The organism is Streptomyces fragilis, assembly GCF_003112515.1.
GTDB lineage: Bacteria > Actinomycetota > Actinomycetes > Streptomycetales > Streptomycetaceae > Streptomyces > Streptomyces fragilis.
The window spans coordinates 455,154-469,939 of the sequence record NZ_BEVZ01000001.1 but is presented as its reverse complement, the minus strand read 5'-3'; the positions used below and the strand labels follow the sequence as shown (position 1 = coordinate 469,939).

Below are 14,786 nucleotides of genomic sequence, written 5' to 3'. Positions count from 1 at the left end.
CCACTTTGCCGGTTGTTGTTTCATAGTGTTTCGGTGGTCATAGCGTGAGGGAAACGCCCGGTTACATTCCGAACCCGGAAGCTAAGCCTCACAGCGCCGATGGTACTGCAGGGGGGACCCTGTGGGAGAGTAGGACGCCGCCGAACAATCATTGGGAAAGCCCCCGCACCTTGGTGCGGGGGCTTTCTGCATTTCCAGGGGGTTTTGTCCATGCACGAGACAGCGCGACCGGTCGTCAGGGTGATCCGGAGCGACGAATGGCGTGAGCACAAGGCGCTGCGGCTGGCCGCCCTGAAGGACCCGGTCGCTCCCCTGGCGTACGCCGAGACCTATGAGACGGCCGCCGCCCAGCCGGACGCGTTCTACCAGGCCCGGACGGCCGGCGCGGCCGAAGGGGGCACCGCGGTACGGCAGTTCGTCGCCGAGGTACCGGGCACGCACGAGGTCTGGGCAGGGTCGGCCACGGTCCTGATGGAGGAGCCGGGGGAGACGGACTTCCTCGGCAGAGCGATCGAGCGACGCCAGGGCCAGATCGTCGGGGTGTTCGTGCGGCCGGAGTACCGCGGCACGGGTCTCGTGGAGGAGCTGTTCGAGGCGGCCGTGGCCTGGGCCTACGACCGTGGGGCCGAGAGGGTGCGGCTGTACGTGCACGAGCGGAACGAGCGTGCGATCCGTGCGTACCGGCGGCTCGGCTTCGCGCCCAGTGGGGTGCGGGTGCCGAAGGGCGTCGACGACATGGAGCTGGAGTTCGTCCTGGCAAGGGCGTGAGGGGCACGTCGTACGCCGGCACGAGAAGGCGGAAGGGCCCTGGCCCGTCCCACAGACGACGTGGGACGGGCCAGGGCCCTTTGTCGTACCCGGGGCCAGGAGTGCCTGGCAGCCGGGAGCGGTGCGACGGTCACTCGCTGATGGGAACGCTCCGCTTCGCGGGGGCGGCGGTGTGGTTGTCGCCGCCGCCGTTGCGCTGGGTGAGGTTCTTCAGCAGGGACGGGAGGTCCACCCCGGTGGTGGAGCTCAGCAGCTCCAGGCCCTGGGCGACGTTGTCGGTGACGGTGCGGGAGAGCTGGGAGGCACCGTCGGTGGAGATGACGGTCATCTTGTCGATGGAGCTCATCGGCTCGGAGGCCTTCTCGACGACCTGGGGGAGGACCTCCACCAGCATCTGGAGGATGGCCGCGTCACCGTACTGGCGGTAGGCGTCGGCCTTCTTCTCCATGGCCTCCGCCTCCGCGGCGCCCTTGACGCCGATCGCGGCGGCCTCGGCCTCGCCCTCGAGGCGGACGGCCTCGGCGAGCGCGCTGCGGCGCTGCTTCTCGCCCTCACCGGTGAGACGGGCCCGCTCGGCCTCGGCCTGGGCGGCGGCGATGCCGGCCAGGCGCTCCGCCTCGGCCTGCTTGACGCGGGCGACGCGCTTGGCCTCGGCCTCCTGCTCGGCGGCGTACCGCTTGGCGTCGGCCGGCTTGCGGACCTCGGTGTCCAGCTGGCGGTCGGTCAGGGCGGCCTGGCGCTGGGCGACCTTCTCCTGCTCCTGGAGGATCTCCTGCTGGCGGGCCGCCTCGGCGAGCGGGCCGGAGGCCGCGGCGCGGGCCTTGGCCTCGTCGGTCTCCGCCTGGATCTCCGCCTGCTTGAGGGCGAAGGTCCGCTGGGCGACCGCGATCTCCTCCTCGGCCTTCAGGCGGGCCTGCTCGGCGGCGCGGCGGGCGATCGCCTCGGCGATGTCGGCCTCCTGCTTCGCGCGGGCGGCCTCGGGACGGCCGAGGTCCTGCAGGTAGGAGCCCTCGGTGGTGATGTCCTGGATCTGGAAGGCGTCGATGATCAGGCCCTGCCCGGAGAGGCTGGCCTCGGCCTCCTCGGCGACCTGGCCGGCGAAGACGGCACGGTCGCGGATGATGTCCTCCACCGACATGCGGCCGACGATGGCGCGCAGAGCGCCGGAGAGGACTTCCTGGGTGAAGCTGACGATGTCGTTCTGCTGGCCGAGGAAGCGCTGGGCGGCGGCGCGGATGGCGTCCTCGGTGCCGCCGACCTTGACGATGGCGACGCCGTCGAGGTTGACCTTGACGCCGCGCAGGGTGACCGCGCCGCGGACGTGCACGGGGATCTGGCGTGACGACAGGTCCAGGCTGAAGCGCTGCTGGACGAACGGGACGACGAAGACTCCGCCGCCGACCACGACCTTCTGGCCGCTGTTGTCGGTGAAGACGGCACCGGTCTCGGGGTCGGTGGACTTCTTGCCGCGGCGGCCGGTGACGATGAAGGCCTCGTTGGGGCCGGCCACCTTGTAGCGGCTGACCACGATCAGCGCCAGCAGGAACAGGAGTACGACCACTCCGACGGACGCGATGACGACAGGGCTTGGCATGGTTTCCCCCCAGGGAACGGAATGACGCTGATGAGCCGTGGTGAAGCCGGTGAGCTAGCCGGTGATCTCGGCGGGCCCGGTGACGCCGGAGCGGTCAGCGTTCGACCGGGCGCACCGAGACGGAGGTGCTGGACAGCGACCGGTCGACCCAGACCTCGGTGCCGCGGGGCAGCGGGGTGTCGGCGCGGGCCGCGAGCTTGACGGGCTGTCCGGCGAGGCGCACCAGGACCTCGCCGTAGCCGTCGGCCGATATGGCGGTGACGACGGTGCCGGCGACGCCCACGACGTCTCCCTCACGCGGGGCGGCGCCGGAGCCGTCGTCCATGAGCGCCCGGCTGGCGCGGAAGGCGCCCCAGGCGGTGAGCAGCGCGGCGGGGACGGCGACGGCGGTCGCGGCGACCGGGCCGAGGGCGGTGGTACCGGTGACGATCGCTCCGGCGAAGCCGAGCATCGAGACGAAGCCGGCGACCACGGGCAGTGAGATGAGGCCGTCGAAGAGGCCGTTGAGCGCTTCGACGCCGCCGAAGAGGCCTTCGAGGAGGCCGTCGAAGACGAGCGCGACGGCCAGGACGACGAGTCCCGCGAAACCGAGGCCCAGGAACCAGACCATGTCGCCCACCCCTCACCGATGTTGCGCTTCTGCCCCCGGAGACGGTGGGCAGGGCCTCACGGTTGCACCCCGTGAGAGGGAAAGCCATGGGTTTTGAGCGAGAACTGAGGGTCGGGGCCTGAGGTTCACAGGTTCGAGTGCGGCCAGCGGGCGCGCAGTTGCTCCCGGGAGCGGAGCAGGGCCAGGGTCGGCAGGCCGAGGGCGGGGCCGGCGGACAGGAGGTCCGGGAGGCCGGGGACCGGGGCCACGGCGGCGACGTCGTCGAGGACGAGGGTGATTGGTGGGTCGAGGCGGCCGGAGGATGACCGTTCGGCCATGCGCCGGCCGCGCTCGACCACGCTGGAGGCGAGGGCCGTCAGGAGCGGCATGGCTCTGGGGTCGGTCCTCGGGTCCTCGACGGGTTCGCCGATCACATAGAGCGTGCCCGATTCGTGGACGAAGGAATCCAGGACCAGCGCATCGTTCCGGTTCGGGGTGCAGGCCTCGCGGATGTGGACGGCGCCGAGGCAGGCGAGGGCGCGGGCCGTCAGCTGCGTCGCCATGTCGCGGCGTTCGGTGTGCGAGGTGAGCGCGGACTCGAGTTCGCCGGCCGTGCCGGAGACGGCGGACGGGTGGGTGCGCAGGGCGCGGACGGCGTCCTGGACCTGGTTGCCCTGCGCCCAGCGGTGCAGGTGCCGGATCGTGCGGCCGTCGACGGCGGCGGCGTGCAGGTAGCAGCGCAGCAGGGTCTCGGCGGTGTCGGCGACGGCGGCGTCCAGGCGGGCCGCGGGGCGGACGGGGGCCAGCAGGGCCGTGGCGCGGGCGGCCGCGGTGTCCTTGTCCTCGCAGCCGGCCAGCGGTGACCAGTGGAGGCGGGCCGGGGTGTCGCAGAGGCGGGAGGCGTCGTGGACCACGACGGGTCCGAGCTTGGCCCGGGCGTCCTTGGTGGCCTCCCACAGGGCCGGGTCGGACGTGACGACCACGACGGGTCCCTCGGCCTCCAGCACGGCCTCCACGGCCAGCGGGAGGCGCTCCTGGGGCGGCGCGTAGACCAGCGGGCCGACGGGGGCGGGAACGGCCGGGGGAGGGGGCGCGACCGGCGCCTGCTGCGGTACCTGACCGACGTCGGGGTGGGTCCCCGGCCCGCCGGCCGCGCCCACGGCGGGGTGCGCCCCGGGCCCGCCGGCCGTGCCGTACGCGAGGGCGGCACCGGTCCCGGGGGCCGTGCTGTGCACAGCGGATCCCTGTGCCGGGTGGGGAACGTGCTGGGCGGAGGCCGGTGCGCCCGCGGCCCCGGCCGGGTCGGTGCCCGCGTGCCCGGGCAGGTGACCGGGTCCGGGGGGCGGCTGCGTCGCCGGGCCGCCCGCCGGCTGCGGCGTCCCGGACGGCGAGGCGGCGGCGGGGAGCCGGGGGTCGGGCTTCGCCGCGGCCTCGGCGGAGGTGCGGGCCTGCTGCCCGGGGAGCGGGAGACCGGCCCGCCGCGCGGCGCGGACCGCCTTCCAGCGGGCCACGGTGCCCAGGACGAAGACGGTGAGGACGATCAGCGCCAGCAGCTCGCCGATGAACAGCCCCCAGAAGAGCCCGTAGCCCGACAGCGCCTGCGGCGCCGCGTCCGGCCAGGCGCCCGCGAGGTCGTGCGGGTTGGCGACCAGGTGCCGTATGGCGAGCGGGGCGCGCGTGAAGGCGACCGCCGTGGGCCAGGAGCCGTGGGTGAACAGGGCGGCCAGGCCGGTCGCCGTCCAGACCAGCAGGTTGAGGCCGAGCAGGAAGGCGAGCAGGCCGACCAGCAGCCCGTCCGGGATCCCGCCCTGGCCCGACGGTGCTCCCCGCGGGGCGTGGCGCTCGTGCTCGGGCGGCACCGTCAGGCCACCGACGACTTCGACTCGGGGTACTGGTGGTGCATAAAGGCGGTAGCCCTCTCCTCCGCTTCCAGTTCCGCCGCTCGCAGGGCCTCCGACAGCTCCTCCTCGGCCAGGTCGCTGGCCGACTCGGTCATGGCGCGGTCGGTGAAGACCAGCGGGCGTTCGCTCTCGGTCACCAGGTGCTTGACCACCTGGACGTTGCCGTTGACGTCCCACACCGCGATGCCGGGCGTCAGGGTGGGGATGATCTCGACCGCCCAGCGGGGCAGGCCGAGGACGCGTCCGGTGGCGCGGGCCTCGTCGGCCTTCTGGGCGTAGATGGTGCGGGTGGAGGCCATCTTCAGGATCGCGGCGGCCTCCTTGGCGGCCGCGCCGTCCACCACGTCGGACAGGTGGTGGACCACGGCGACGAAGGACAGGCCGAGGCGGCGGCCGAACTTCAGCAGGCGCTGGAACAGCTGCGCCACGAAGGGGCTGTTGATGATGTGCCAGGCCTCTTCGACGAGGAAGATGCGCTTCTTGCGGTCCGGCCGGATCCAGGTGTGCTCCAGCCACACGCCGACGATCGCCATCAGGATCGGCATGGCGATCGAGTTGCGGTCGATGTGCGAGAGGTCGAAGACGATCAGCGGCGCGTCCAGGTCGATGCCGACCGTGGTGGGGCCGTCGAACATGCCGCGCAGGTCGCCGTCGACCAGCCGGTCGAGGACGAGGGCCACGTCCAGGCCCCAGGCGCGGACGTCCTCGAGGGCGACGTTCATCGCCTCCGCCGACTCCGGCTCGGGGTGGCGCAGCTGCTCGACGATGTCGGTGAGCACCGGCTGGCGTTCCACGATGGTCGCGTTGACGTAGGCGTGCGCCACCTTCAGGGCGAAGCCGGCGCGCTCGTCGAGGCCGTGGCCCATGGCCACCTCGATGATGGTGCGCAGCAGCGCCAGCTGGCCGGTGGAGGTGATCGCCGGGTCCAGCGGGTTGAGGCGGATGCCGTGGTCGAGGGCTGCGGTGGGGTCCAGACGGATGGGGGTTATGCCGAGTTCCTGGGCGACCAGGTTCCACTCGCCGACGCCGTCCTCGCCCTGGGCGTCCAGGACGACGACCTGGCGGTCGCGGAAGCGGAGCTGGCGCAGGACGTAGGTCTTCTCCAGCGCCGACTTGCCGTTGCCGGACTCGCCCAGCACCAGCCAGTGCGGGGCGGGCAGCTGCTGGCCGTAGAGCTGGAACGGGTCGTAGATGTAGCCCTTGCCGGAGTAGACCTCGCGGCCGATGATCACACCGGAGTCGCCGAGTCCGGGTGCGGCGGTGGGCAGGTAGACGGCCTGCGCCTGGCCGGTGGAGGTGCGCACCGGCAGGCGGGTCGTCTCCACCTTGCCGAACAGGAACGACGTGAAGGCTTCCGTGAGGACGGACAGCGGGTCCCGCATCAGAGCATCAGCCCCTACCTTCGGATTCCGGTCGCGAATGGAAGCGTGTTGACGAAGGCGCGGTGGTGCTCGCGGTCGCACCACTCGAGCTTGAGGTACGACTTGCCGGCCGACGCGCGGATGGTCCGCTTGTCCCGGGCGAGAGCCTCGGGGTTGCGGGAGGAGACGGTGATGTAACCGACCAGGTTGACGCCCGCGGCGCCGCTCGCCAGATCCTCGCCACGCTGGTCGAGGCGGGAGTTGGCGGCCATGTCGCGGGGGTCGACGGTGCGGTTCATCTTGGCGGCGCGGCTGGCCTCGGCCTCGTCGTTGGTCTTCTCCGTCAGCATCCGCTCGATGGCGACCTCGGTGGGCTCCAGGTCCATGGTGACGGCGACCGTGCGGATGACGTCGGGGGTGTGGACCAGCAGCGGGGCGAGGAAGTTCACGCCGACCGGGGTCATCGGCCACTCCTTGACCCAGGCGGTGGCGTGGCACCAGGGGTCGCGGGTGGCCGACTCGCGGGTCTTGGCCTGCAGGTAGTTCGGCTCCCGGGCGTCCAGCTCGGCCGGCCAGGCGTTGCGCCGGGACATCGCCTGGATGTGGTCGATGGGGTGGTCCGGGTCGTACATGGAGTGGATCAGCGACGACAGGCGGGCCTGGCCGAGCGGCTGGCGGACCCGGATGTCGGCCTCCTGGAGGCGCGAGCAGATGTCGGTGAGCTCCCTGGCCATCACGACGGCGAGCCCGGCGTCCTTGTCGAGCTTGCGGCCGGGACCGCGGCGGGCGGCGCGGGCCATGGCGTGCGCCTCGGCGGCCAGCTCCCGGCTGTGCTGCATGCAGGCCACCAGGTAGGCGCGGTGCTGCTCGCTGCTGGTGGAGACCATGGACTGGAGCTGGTCGTAGGAGCGGCGCAGCCACATCGGCGAGCGTTCGTCACCGCGCAGCGCGACGTCCTTGGCGTGCGCGTCGGGGTCGGCGGGCAGGGTGCGGGCGAGCATCTGGATGCGGGTGACGAAGCCGTCCCCGTTGGCGACGTGCTTCAGCAGCGTGCCGAAGCGGTCGACCAGGGCCTCCTGGTCCTCGCTGTCGCGCAGGCCCACGCCGGGGCCCTCGATCTCGATGGCGGCGGTGACGGTGCGGCGGTCGGCGTGCAGCAGGACGGCGATCTCGTCGGGGCCGAAGGGGGCGGACAGCCAGGTGATGCGGCCGATGCCGGGCGGCGGGCCGACCTCGACCTGGCGGCCGTTGAGCCGGGTGCCCGCCTCCATGGCGTCCGAGCGGTAGACGGCGTTGGGGCCGCGGACCGTGCGCTTGTAGCTGCGGTTGATCTCGAACCACTTGTAGAAGGTGCGGCCCTTGTACGGCACGTACACCGCGGCGATCGACAGCATGGGGAAGCCGGTCAGCAGGACGATCCGCGCGGACAGCACGGGGACCAGCAGACCGCACATCATGCCGAGGAACGCGCCGACGACGATCAGGGCGATCTCGCCGGTCTCGCGGTTGCGGCCGATGATCGCGTTCGGGCGGGCGCGGCCGATCAGATACGTACGGCGGGGCGTGACCGGGTGGGAGACCTGCGGGTGGGTCGTCAACGCCCTTCACCTCCTGTGCGGTGGGTGCGGCTGTCAGAGGCGTGCGGGCTGCCCGCCGGGGCCGCGGGGCTCGCCGGGCGGGGAGCGGGGGTGGCCGGTGCGCCGCCGCGGGCGCCGTGGGCGGCGACGCCGCCGGAGACCGGGTTGGCGGGGCGCGGGGTGCTCGCCCCGCCGCCTCCGCCGCTGTCGGCGCGGGTGGAGTGCGTCTTGATGCCCTGGGCGACCAGGGTGGCCGGGGAGCTGATGACCGCGGCGGCCTTGCTCTCGGCGCCCTGCATCAGCCGGTTGTTGCGGCCGCTCGCGATCTCGTCGCCGAACCCGGGGACGAAGCGGTAGATCATCGCGCTGGCGAAGATGGCCAGCAGGATGATCGCCAGGCCGGAGACGATCGCGGCCAGCTCGTCGGGGCCGTCGTCGCCGGCCAGCGCGCCGGCCAGCCCGAGGACGATCACGATGACCGGCTTCACCAGGATGACGGCGATCATGATCCCGGCCCAGCGGCGGACGTGACCCCACAGGTTCTTGTCGACCAGGCCGGAGTAGACGACGACGCCGAGCAGCGCGCCGACGTACAGCAGCACGGCGCGCAGGTAGAGCTCCAGGTAGAGCACACCGGCGGCGACGATGGAGATCAGCGACACCAGGATCAGCATGATCGGGCCGCCGCCCATGTCGTCGCCCTTCTTCAGCGCCTCGGAGAAGGTGCCGAAGAAGGCGGTCGTGTCGTCCCCGGTGGCGCCCGCCAGGACGTCGGTGACGCCGTCGGTGGCGGACACGACGGTGTAGAGGATCAGCGGGGTGAACGCGCTGGCGAGCACGGTCAGCCAGAGGAACCCGACGGCCTCGCCGAGCGCGGTGGACAGCGGGACGCCGCGGACGGCGCGCTTGGCCACGGCGAGCAGCCACAGGACCAGGGTGAGGACGGTCGAGGCGGCGAACACGACGGCGTACTGCTTGATGAACTGCGGGTTGGTGAAGTCGACGGTGGCCGTCTCCTCGACCAGCTCGCTCAGCTTGGTGACGGTCCAGGCGGCGGCGTCGGCGAAGCCCTTCGCCAGGGAGGCGAGGGGGTCGAGGGCGGTGGTGGGGTCGCCGGGGACGCTGTTCGCGTCCACGCCGCCACCGCCACCGCTTTCGCCGCGTTCGCAGTAGTTCTTGGCGGGGCCGTGGATGAGGTCGCAGGGGTCGTCCGCCGGCGCCGCGAAGGCGCGGGTGCCCAGCAGCTGCACGGTGGCCGTGACGCCGGCCAGGGTGAGGACGGTGCGTGGGTTACCGCGCATAAGTGAACCCTCCGTACTCCCCGACCGCCTTGGCGATCTCACCGGCACTCGACGCCTTGTCGTCCCCGGGCACGGGTGCCGGGCCGTCCTTCTGGTCGTGATCGACGATCTTCCAGTCCTCGTCCACGTATTCCAGCTGAATGGTGATGGTGAACCAGCTGTTCGTGACCGGAGTGGTCGAACCCTCGCCTGCCAGTCCCAGGAGACCGCTGCACCAGACCTCGACCGTCGCCTTGTCGCCGGAGTGGTCCGTGACCTTGGTGCCGATGGGCGTCGTGCGCGAGACGAAGGTGAAACCGGCCGGTGCGGAACCATCCTTCTGGAGCCCCACAGCCTGGTAGAAGTCAGGGCCGTACGCCTGGTCCAGAGTGGTCCGGAAGCCGGAGAGGCGGGAGGGCGCGATGATGGCCTCGAGGATCGCGTCGCGGCGGGTCTTGTCGAACATCTCGGCCGAGCCGAGCGCCACCGCGTAGTTCGCCGCCGCGCTCTGCGCGCCCTGTTCGTCGTGGGCGAAGCCGGAGGCGACGGGGCGCTCGCCCGTGGGGGCGGTGGGGGCGGCGGAGGGCTTGGCGGCGGCGGGGGTGTCGTCGCCGTCACGGTTCGCGAAGGCGATCGCGGCGATGAGCAGGACGATGACGCCCACGCCCGTCACCAGGCCCCGCGAGGGCCGGCCGCCACCCGTCCCGCGCCCCCCGCGCGGCGGCACGCCACTGCGTTCGGGCATGCGCGTGCGCGTCTGACCGTCGCCGTAGTCGTCCCCGAGACTCATGCGCCGTTCGCCCCTTCGGTCTCGCCGTACGGGAGTTCGTCGTACCGGAACGTGCCAAGGTACGACGGTAGCCCTCCTGGACCCCGCGCGGGCGCGGTGTGGTGACTGGACATCAGGGTGACGCATCCTCAGCCGGTGGGACAGCGGACATGTGGGGGTCTCGGAAGCATCCGGGGGCGCTCCGGCCGGGACTGGACGGGGTGCCGTGCGCGGGGGTGGTCCGGGCCCGGCTAGACGGCCATGCCGTACACGATGGTGAACAGCGTGCCGAGCGAGCCGATGATGAAGACGCCGGTGAGGCCGGCGATGATGAGGCCCTTGCCCTGTTCCGCGCTGAAGGTGTCGCGCAGTGCGGTCGCGCCGATGCGCTGCTTGGCGGCGCCCCAGATGGCGATGCCGAGACAGAGCAGGATCGCGATGGCCATGACCACTTCGATCATCACCTTGGCCTCGTTGCCCAGGCTGCCGAAGGGGCCCCAGTCCGGAGCGATCCCGCCGATGATGGTGGTGATGTCTCCCTCGTCGGCTGCAAGAAGCATGTAACTCACCGCCCCTGTTGGGTGTTTCAGCGTCCCCTCCGCCGGTTGCGGAGGACAGGCCTCATTGTCGCCGACGATGACGAGCTGTCATGTCGACTTGGCGTCTTTGTATGGCTGGATTTGTGCGGCTGTCGTGATGCCGGCGTGGACGGGCCGGGTCCGAGCCGCCCCGATCTGACCCGCAGTAGTCACCAGTAGTCGTATTATCACTCTGTGTATCACGGCGGGTCGCGTGGGGCAACGATCCGGCCCGGACCGGTCGCCGTGAAACCCGACCGCGGTCAGGGCGCGGTTCCGGACACTCGGCGGCACGGGGGCGTTCGGGCGGTGGCAGGGGAGCGCCGGCGGGGCGCGTGCCGTCGCGTCCGGCGGGACGGCCGTCCCCTCCGCATTCCGCGGCGGTCTGTGGCACTGTCTTCGCGTGGACGCGTTGAAGGTGAACGACCCGCCGGCGCTTGGCCGTTACGTCCTCCAGGCGCGGCTCGGGGCGGGAGGCATGGGCCAGGTGTACCTCGGGAGGTCCCCGGGGGGACGCCTGGTCGCCCTGAAGGTCATCCGGGACGGGATCACCGAGCACCCCGAGGCGCTGCTGCGTTTCCGGCGCGAGGCCGACACCGCCCGGGCGGTGCGCAGCGCCTACACCGCCAACCTGATCGACGCCTCCCTGGACGAGGCTCCGTACTGGCTGGCGACCGAGTACGTGGCGGGACCGACCCTCGCCGCGGCGGTGGCCGCGCGGGGACCGCTGCCCGCGCAGACCTGCCGGGGGCTGTTCGCCGCGCTCGCCGAGGGGCTCGCGGCGGTGCACGCCTGCGGGGTGACGCACCGCGACCTGAAGCCGCAGAACGTGATCCTGTCCCAGCGGGGGCCGCAGCTCATCGACTTCGGCATCGCGCGCGGGGTGGAGCAGACCGCGGTCACCGAGGCCGGGGCGTCCGGCCCCGGGACCCCGGGCTTCACCGCCCCGGAGGTGCTGCTGCACAACGAGGTGGGGCCCGCCGCCGACGTGTTCGCCCTCGGGGCCACGGTCGCCTTCGCGGCCACCGGGCGTCCGCCCTTCGGGATGGGGTCCGCGGCGGGGGTCGCGTTCCGGGCGGTGTACGAGGAGATCGACGTCGAGGGCGTCGAGGAGGACCTCGCGGAGCTGGTGCGGGAGTGCGTCGCCAAGGACCCGGCGGCGCGGCCGGGCCTGGAGCGGGTGATCGAGCGGTGCGCGGTGTCCGGCGCGCTGGTGGGCGACGTCCACTACGCGGCCCTCACCGCCGGCACCGGGGCGGTCCCCGGGGCGGTCGCAGGTGAGGCGCCGCCGGTGGCGGGGACGCCGCCCATGCCGGTCTCCGTGCCGCCCGTCGCCCCGTACGACCTGCCCACGGCCGACGGCTACACGCCCACCCAGCTGAACCGGCCGGACGCACCGGGGCGACGGCGGCGCGCCTGGACGGTGGCGGGCGCGGCGGCGCTGGCGGCAGTGACCGGGGGCGTGCTGACGGCGCTGCCGGACGGCGGGGAGGACGGCGACGACGGCAAGGAGCGGGCGGCGGCCACCGCCGGGCCGACCCGTGGGGCGTCCGCCTCCCCGGCGGGGGGCGACGGCAAGGGCCCGCGGCCCCCGCGGTTCATCCAGGCCACCGGTCCCAACCGGGACCAGTGGGCGCCCGACCCGGGTGACCCGTGGTCGGGCGGACAGTGCAACCTGCCGTACGAGGAACCGAATCAGCACTTCCAGTACGGGAAGCCCTCGGAGGCGGCGGACATCGCCTCGGGGAAGGCCAGGCTTGCCATGCGACTGCGCCACGACGAGGCGGAACCGGGCGAGACCTACTTCGTGGCCGCCGTCGTGAAGCCACCGCACGACATCCCGGCCGCGGAGGCCGAGGCGAGCGGGATCGGCCTCGTCCAGAACCTGGGCCTTGGGTTCACCAGCGCACCGGTCGACCTCTACGCGTCCGGTGAGGGCGAGTGGGTCGACCTCACCTGTCCCGACGACTTCGGTCTCCACCTCGACGGCAGGAGACACAGCGGGGCGCTGCCGCTGGAGGACGACCCGGGGCACTGGACGGTCCGGTTCGTGCACGTGCAGAGTCCTACGGAGTACGCAGGTGTCGCCTGCGACGGCTTCACCGTTCCGGAGTAGGCGGGGGACGGCCGTGCGGAGGAGAAGGGCCGGCCTGGTGCCGGCGGGGTCACCGTGTGGGGGAGGGCTGTGGTCGTGCGAAAGGCGTGGCTGACCGGAGGGGCGGTCCTCGGGGCCGTCATGGGCTTCGTGCTGGTGCTGGTCGTCGGCGTGTACGTCGTCGCCGGCAACGTGGTGCGCGGCGCCGCGCAGGGCGCGGTGGACGTCGCCGAGGGATCCGTCCCGGCGGCGTACGCGGGGCTGGTGCGCACCTGGGGGAATCTCTGTCCGGAAATCAACCCCGCCCTGCTGGCCGCCCAGCTGTACCAGGAGAGCGGCTGGGACGCGGACGTGGTGAGCCACGCCGACGCGCGGGGGATCGCGCAGTTCATCCCCAGCACCTGGGCCACCCACGGCATCGACGGCGACCGGGACGGCGACCGGGACATCTGGGACCCCAAGGACGCCATTCCGTCGGCCGCCTCCTACGACTGCGAACTGGCCAAGTACGTCGAGGACGTGCCCGGTGACCGGACGAACAACATGCTGGCGGCGTACAACGCGGGGGCGTACCGGGTGATCCGGTCGGGCGGTGTGCCGGCGATCACGGAGACGCAGAACTACGTGAAGCGGATTCGGGCGCTGGAGAAGTCGTTCGCCCGGCCGAGGACGCGGCTGGAGCCGAGCCGGCAGGCGGCCTCGGCGATCATGTACGCGCAGGACAAGCTGGGCACGCCCTACCTGTGGGGCGGCAACGGCACCGCCGACCAGGGCGGCCGGTTCGACTGCTCCGGCCTGACGAAGGCCGCCTATGCGAGCGTCGGCATCGACCTGCCGCGAGTGGCGAACGATCAGTACAACGCCGGGCCGCACCCGTCACGGGATGAACTCCTTCCGGGTGATCTCGTATTCTTTTCACCCGACCCCACTGATTCTCGGGCAATCGATCACGTAGGCATCTATGTCGGCGGCGGTTACATGATCGACGCGCCGTACACCGGCGCCGTGATCCGCTTCGACCCGGTGGACACCCCCAAGTACTTCGGTGCGACGCGGGTGACCGCCGCCGGCGCCGCGGCGCTCCCGCGCGCCGCGTGAGGCCGGTGTGCGACGCGGAGGGATCGTGTGCGCAAGGCGGTGGGACGTGTGCGTGGCGTGAAGCTCTGCCCTGAGCTGCACGGACGGGTTGCTCTTGGGTAACGTCTCGGTGATCTTCCGCCGGGAAATGGAACCCTTGAGCGAGGTTCATGCGTTCCTTTCATGTACGGGACCGCAGGGGCCCGTACGGTCGCACCACGGGGGTGGAGAAGCGGCGCGAGCGCGCGAAGGGCGCGGGCGCGCCGGCGGCATGAACGACACACGCGCCGGAAGGCACAGACGAAGGGGCCGACTGCACGATGGCTGGACTCGCCGAATCCGGGTCGAATCCCGATGTCGGCCTGCTCTTCGAGATAAACGGCCTGGCCGAGGCGGCTCCGACCTGGTTCGACCGGATCATGGAGTACGTCGGGGAGTACGGGCTGCCGCTCGCCATCGTGGCGATGGGCCTGTGGTGCCTGGTCCGCGTCCGCCGGCTCGGGCGGGACGGGCTCGCCGACCGGGAGTCGGTCGTCGCCTCGGTGGCCGCGATCGTCTGGATGCCGGTCGCCGCGCTGCTGGCCGTGATCGTGAACATACCCATACGCGGTTTCGTGGAGAGACCGCGGCCCTTCATGACGCACCGCGGGCTCGAGGTGCTGGTCGAGGGCAAGGACGACTTCTCGTTCGTCAGCGACCACGCCACGCTGGCCATGGCCATGGCGGTCGCGCTGTTCCTCGCGCACCGGAAGTTCGGCGTGGTGGCGATCCTGCTGGCGGTGCTGGCCGGGCTGTCCCGCGTGTACATGGGCGTCCACTACCCGACCGACGTGGCCGGCGGCTTCGCGCTGGGCACCGCGGTGGCGCTGCTGCTGTCCCCGGTGGCGATGGCGGTGCTGACGCCGCTGGTCGGTTGGCTCGGGAGGGTGCCGGGCATCGGCCGGCTGCTGCTGGGCGACGTGGCGCGCGAGGACGGCGGCCGGGGCGGCACCGCCGCGCGGACGGACGGCCCGGCGGCCGGGGAGCGTCCCGCCGGGCCGGGCGGGACGCGCGACCTGGCGGCCTGAGCGCACCACCGCCGCCCGAGCGGCAACGCACGACGGGGCCCGTACCTCTTGGAGGTACGGGCCCCGCCCATGTGGGGAAACCGGGGCCGCTGTGCGTGACGGGGGGTGCTACCCGTCGTTAACCGGAACG

Annotated in this window: 12 protein-coding genes and 1 rRNA gene; 5 read left to right on the top strand and 8 right to left on the bottom strand. The window is 72.3% G+C overall.

Features of this window, described 5'->3' with window-relative positions:
- Positions 1-29 precede the first annotated feature (29 nt).
- Positions 30-146: ribosomal RNA gene (gene rrf / locus Sfr03f_RS02100) — 5S ribosomal RNA — on the top strand.
- 64 nt (positions 147-210) lie between these two features.
- Positions 211-768 (top strand): GNAT family N-acetyltransferase, encoded by a 558-nt coding sequence (locus tag Sfr03f_RS02095; protein ID WP_108951903.1) that lies wholly within the window; start codon positions 211-213, stop codon positions 766-768.
- Positions 769-898: 130 nt separating this feature from the next.
- Here the strand turns inward: Sfr03f_RS02095 and Sfr03f_RS02090 are convergent, their stop codons facing one another.
- The 8 genes from Sfr03f_RS02090 to Sfr03f_RS02055 all read right to left on the bottom strand — a co-directional run bounded on the left by Sfr03f_RS02090 (position 899) and on the right by Sfr03f_RS02055 (position 10,399).
- Positions 899-2,362, bottom strand: coding sequence for a flotillin family protein (locus tag Sfr03f_RS02090; protein WP_108951902.1), 1,464 nt, complete (start codon positions 2,360-2,362; stop codon positions 899-901).
- A 94-nt stretch (positions 2,363-2,456) separates the two neighbouring features.
- Positions 2,457-2,972: an NfeD C-terminal domain-containing protein gene (locus tag Sfr03f_RS02085; protein WP_108951901.1), complete on the bottom strand. Its 516-nt coding sequence runs from the start codon at positions 2,970-2,972 to the stop codon at positions 2,457-2,459.
- Positions 2,973-3,097: 125 nt separating this feature from the next.
- Complete coding sequence (locus Sfr03f_RS02080) at positions 3,098-4,810, bottom strand: type IV secretory system conjugative DNA transfer family protein (protein ID WP_108951900.1); 1,713 nt, start codon at positions 4,808-4,810, stop codon at positions 3,098-3,100.
- 2 nt (positions 4,811-4,812) lie between these two features.
- Complete coding sequence (locus Sfr03f_RS02075; protein WP_108951899.1) at positions 4,813-6,234, bottom strand: ATP-binding protein; 1,422 nt, start codon at positions 6,232-6,234, stop codon at positions 4,813-4,815.
- Between the two features lie 14 nt (positions 6,235-6,248).
- Entirely contained in the window at positions 6,249-7,811 is a 1,563-nt protein-coding gene (locus Sfr03f_RS02070) for an SCO6880 family protein (RefSeq protein ID WP_108951898.1), read from the bottom strand.
- A complete protein-coding gene (locus Sfr03f_RS02065) occupies positions 7,808-9,091 on the bottom strand; it encodes a hypothetical protein (RefSeq protein ID WP_108951897.1) in 1,284 nt (427 codons plus the stop codon). Before Sfr03f_RS02065 ends, Sfr03f_RS02070 begins: the two co-directional genes overlap by 4 nt.
- A complete protein-coding gene (locus Sfr03f_RS02060) occupies positions 9,081-9,860 on the bottom strand; it encodes a DUF8175 domain-containg protein (RefSeq protein ID WP_108951896.1) in 780 nt (259 codons plus the stop codon). Before Sfr03f_RS02060 ends, Sfr03f_RS02065 begins: the two co-directional genes overlap by 11 nt.
- A 230-nt stretch (positions 9,861-10,090) precedes the next feature.
- A complete protein-coding gene (locus Sfr03f_RS02055) occupies positions 10,091-10,399 on the bottom strand; it encodes a DUF8827 family protein (RefSeq protein ID WP_108951895.1) in 309 nt (102 codons plus the stop codon).
- Between the two features lie 421 nt (positions 10,400-10,820).
- Here Sfr03f_RS02055 and Sfr03f_RS02050 point away from each other — a divergent pair, with 421 nt between their 5' ends.
- The 3 genes from Sfr03f_RS02050 (at position 10,821) to Sfr03f_RS02040 (ending at position 14,656) form a co-directional block, all read left to right on the top strand.
- Positions 10,821-12,533: a serine/threonine-protein kinase gene (locus tag Sfr03f_RS02050; RefSeq protein ID WP_108951894.1), complete on the top strand. Its 1,713-nt coding sequence runs from the start codon at positions 10,821-10,823 to the stop codon at positions 12,531-12,533.
- 69 nt (positions 12,534-12,602) lie between these two features.
- Positions 12,603-13,610, top strand: coding sequence for a C40 family peptidase (locus Sfr03f_RS02045; RefSeq protein ID WP_281262817.1), 1,008 nt, complete (start codon positions 12,603-12,605; stop codon positions 13,608-13,610).
- 299 nt (positions 13,611-13,909) lie between these two features.
- Positions 13,910-14,656 carry a phosphatase PAP2 family protein gene (locus Sfr03f_RS02040; RefSeq protein ID WP_108951893.1) on the top strand — a complete coding sequence of 249 codons (747 nt, stop codon included), beginning with the start codon at positions 13,910-13,912 and terminating at the stop codon, positions 14,654-14,656.
- The last annotated feature ends 130 nt before the right edge of the window (positions 14,657-14,786 follow it).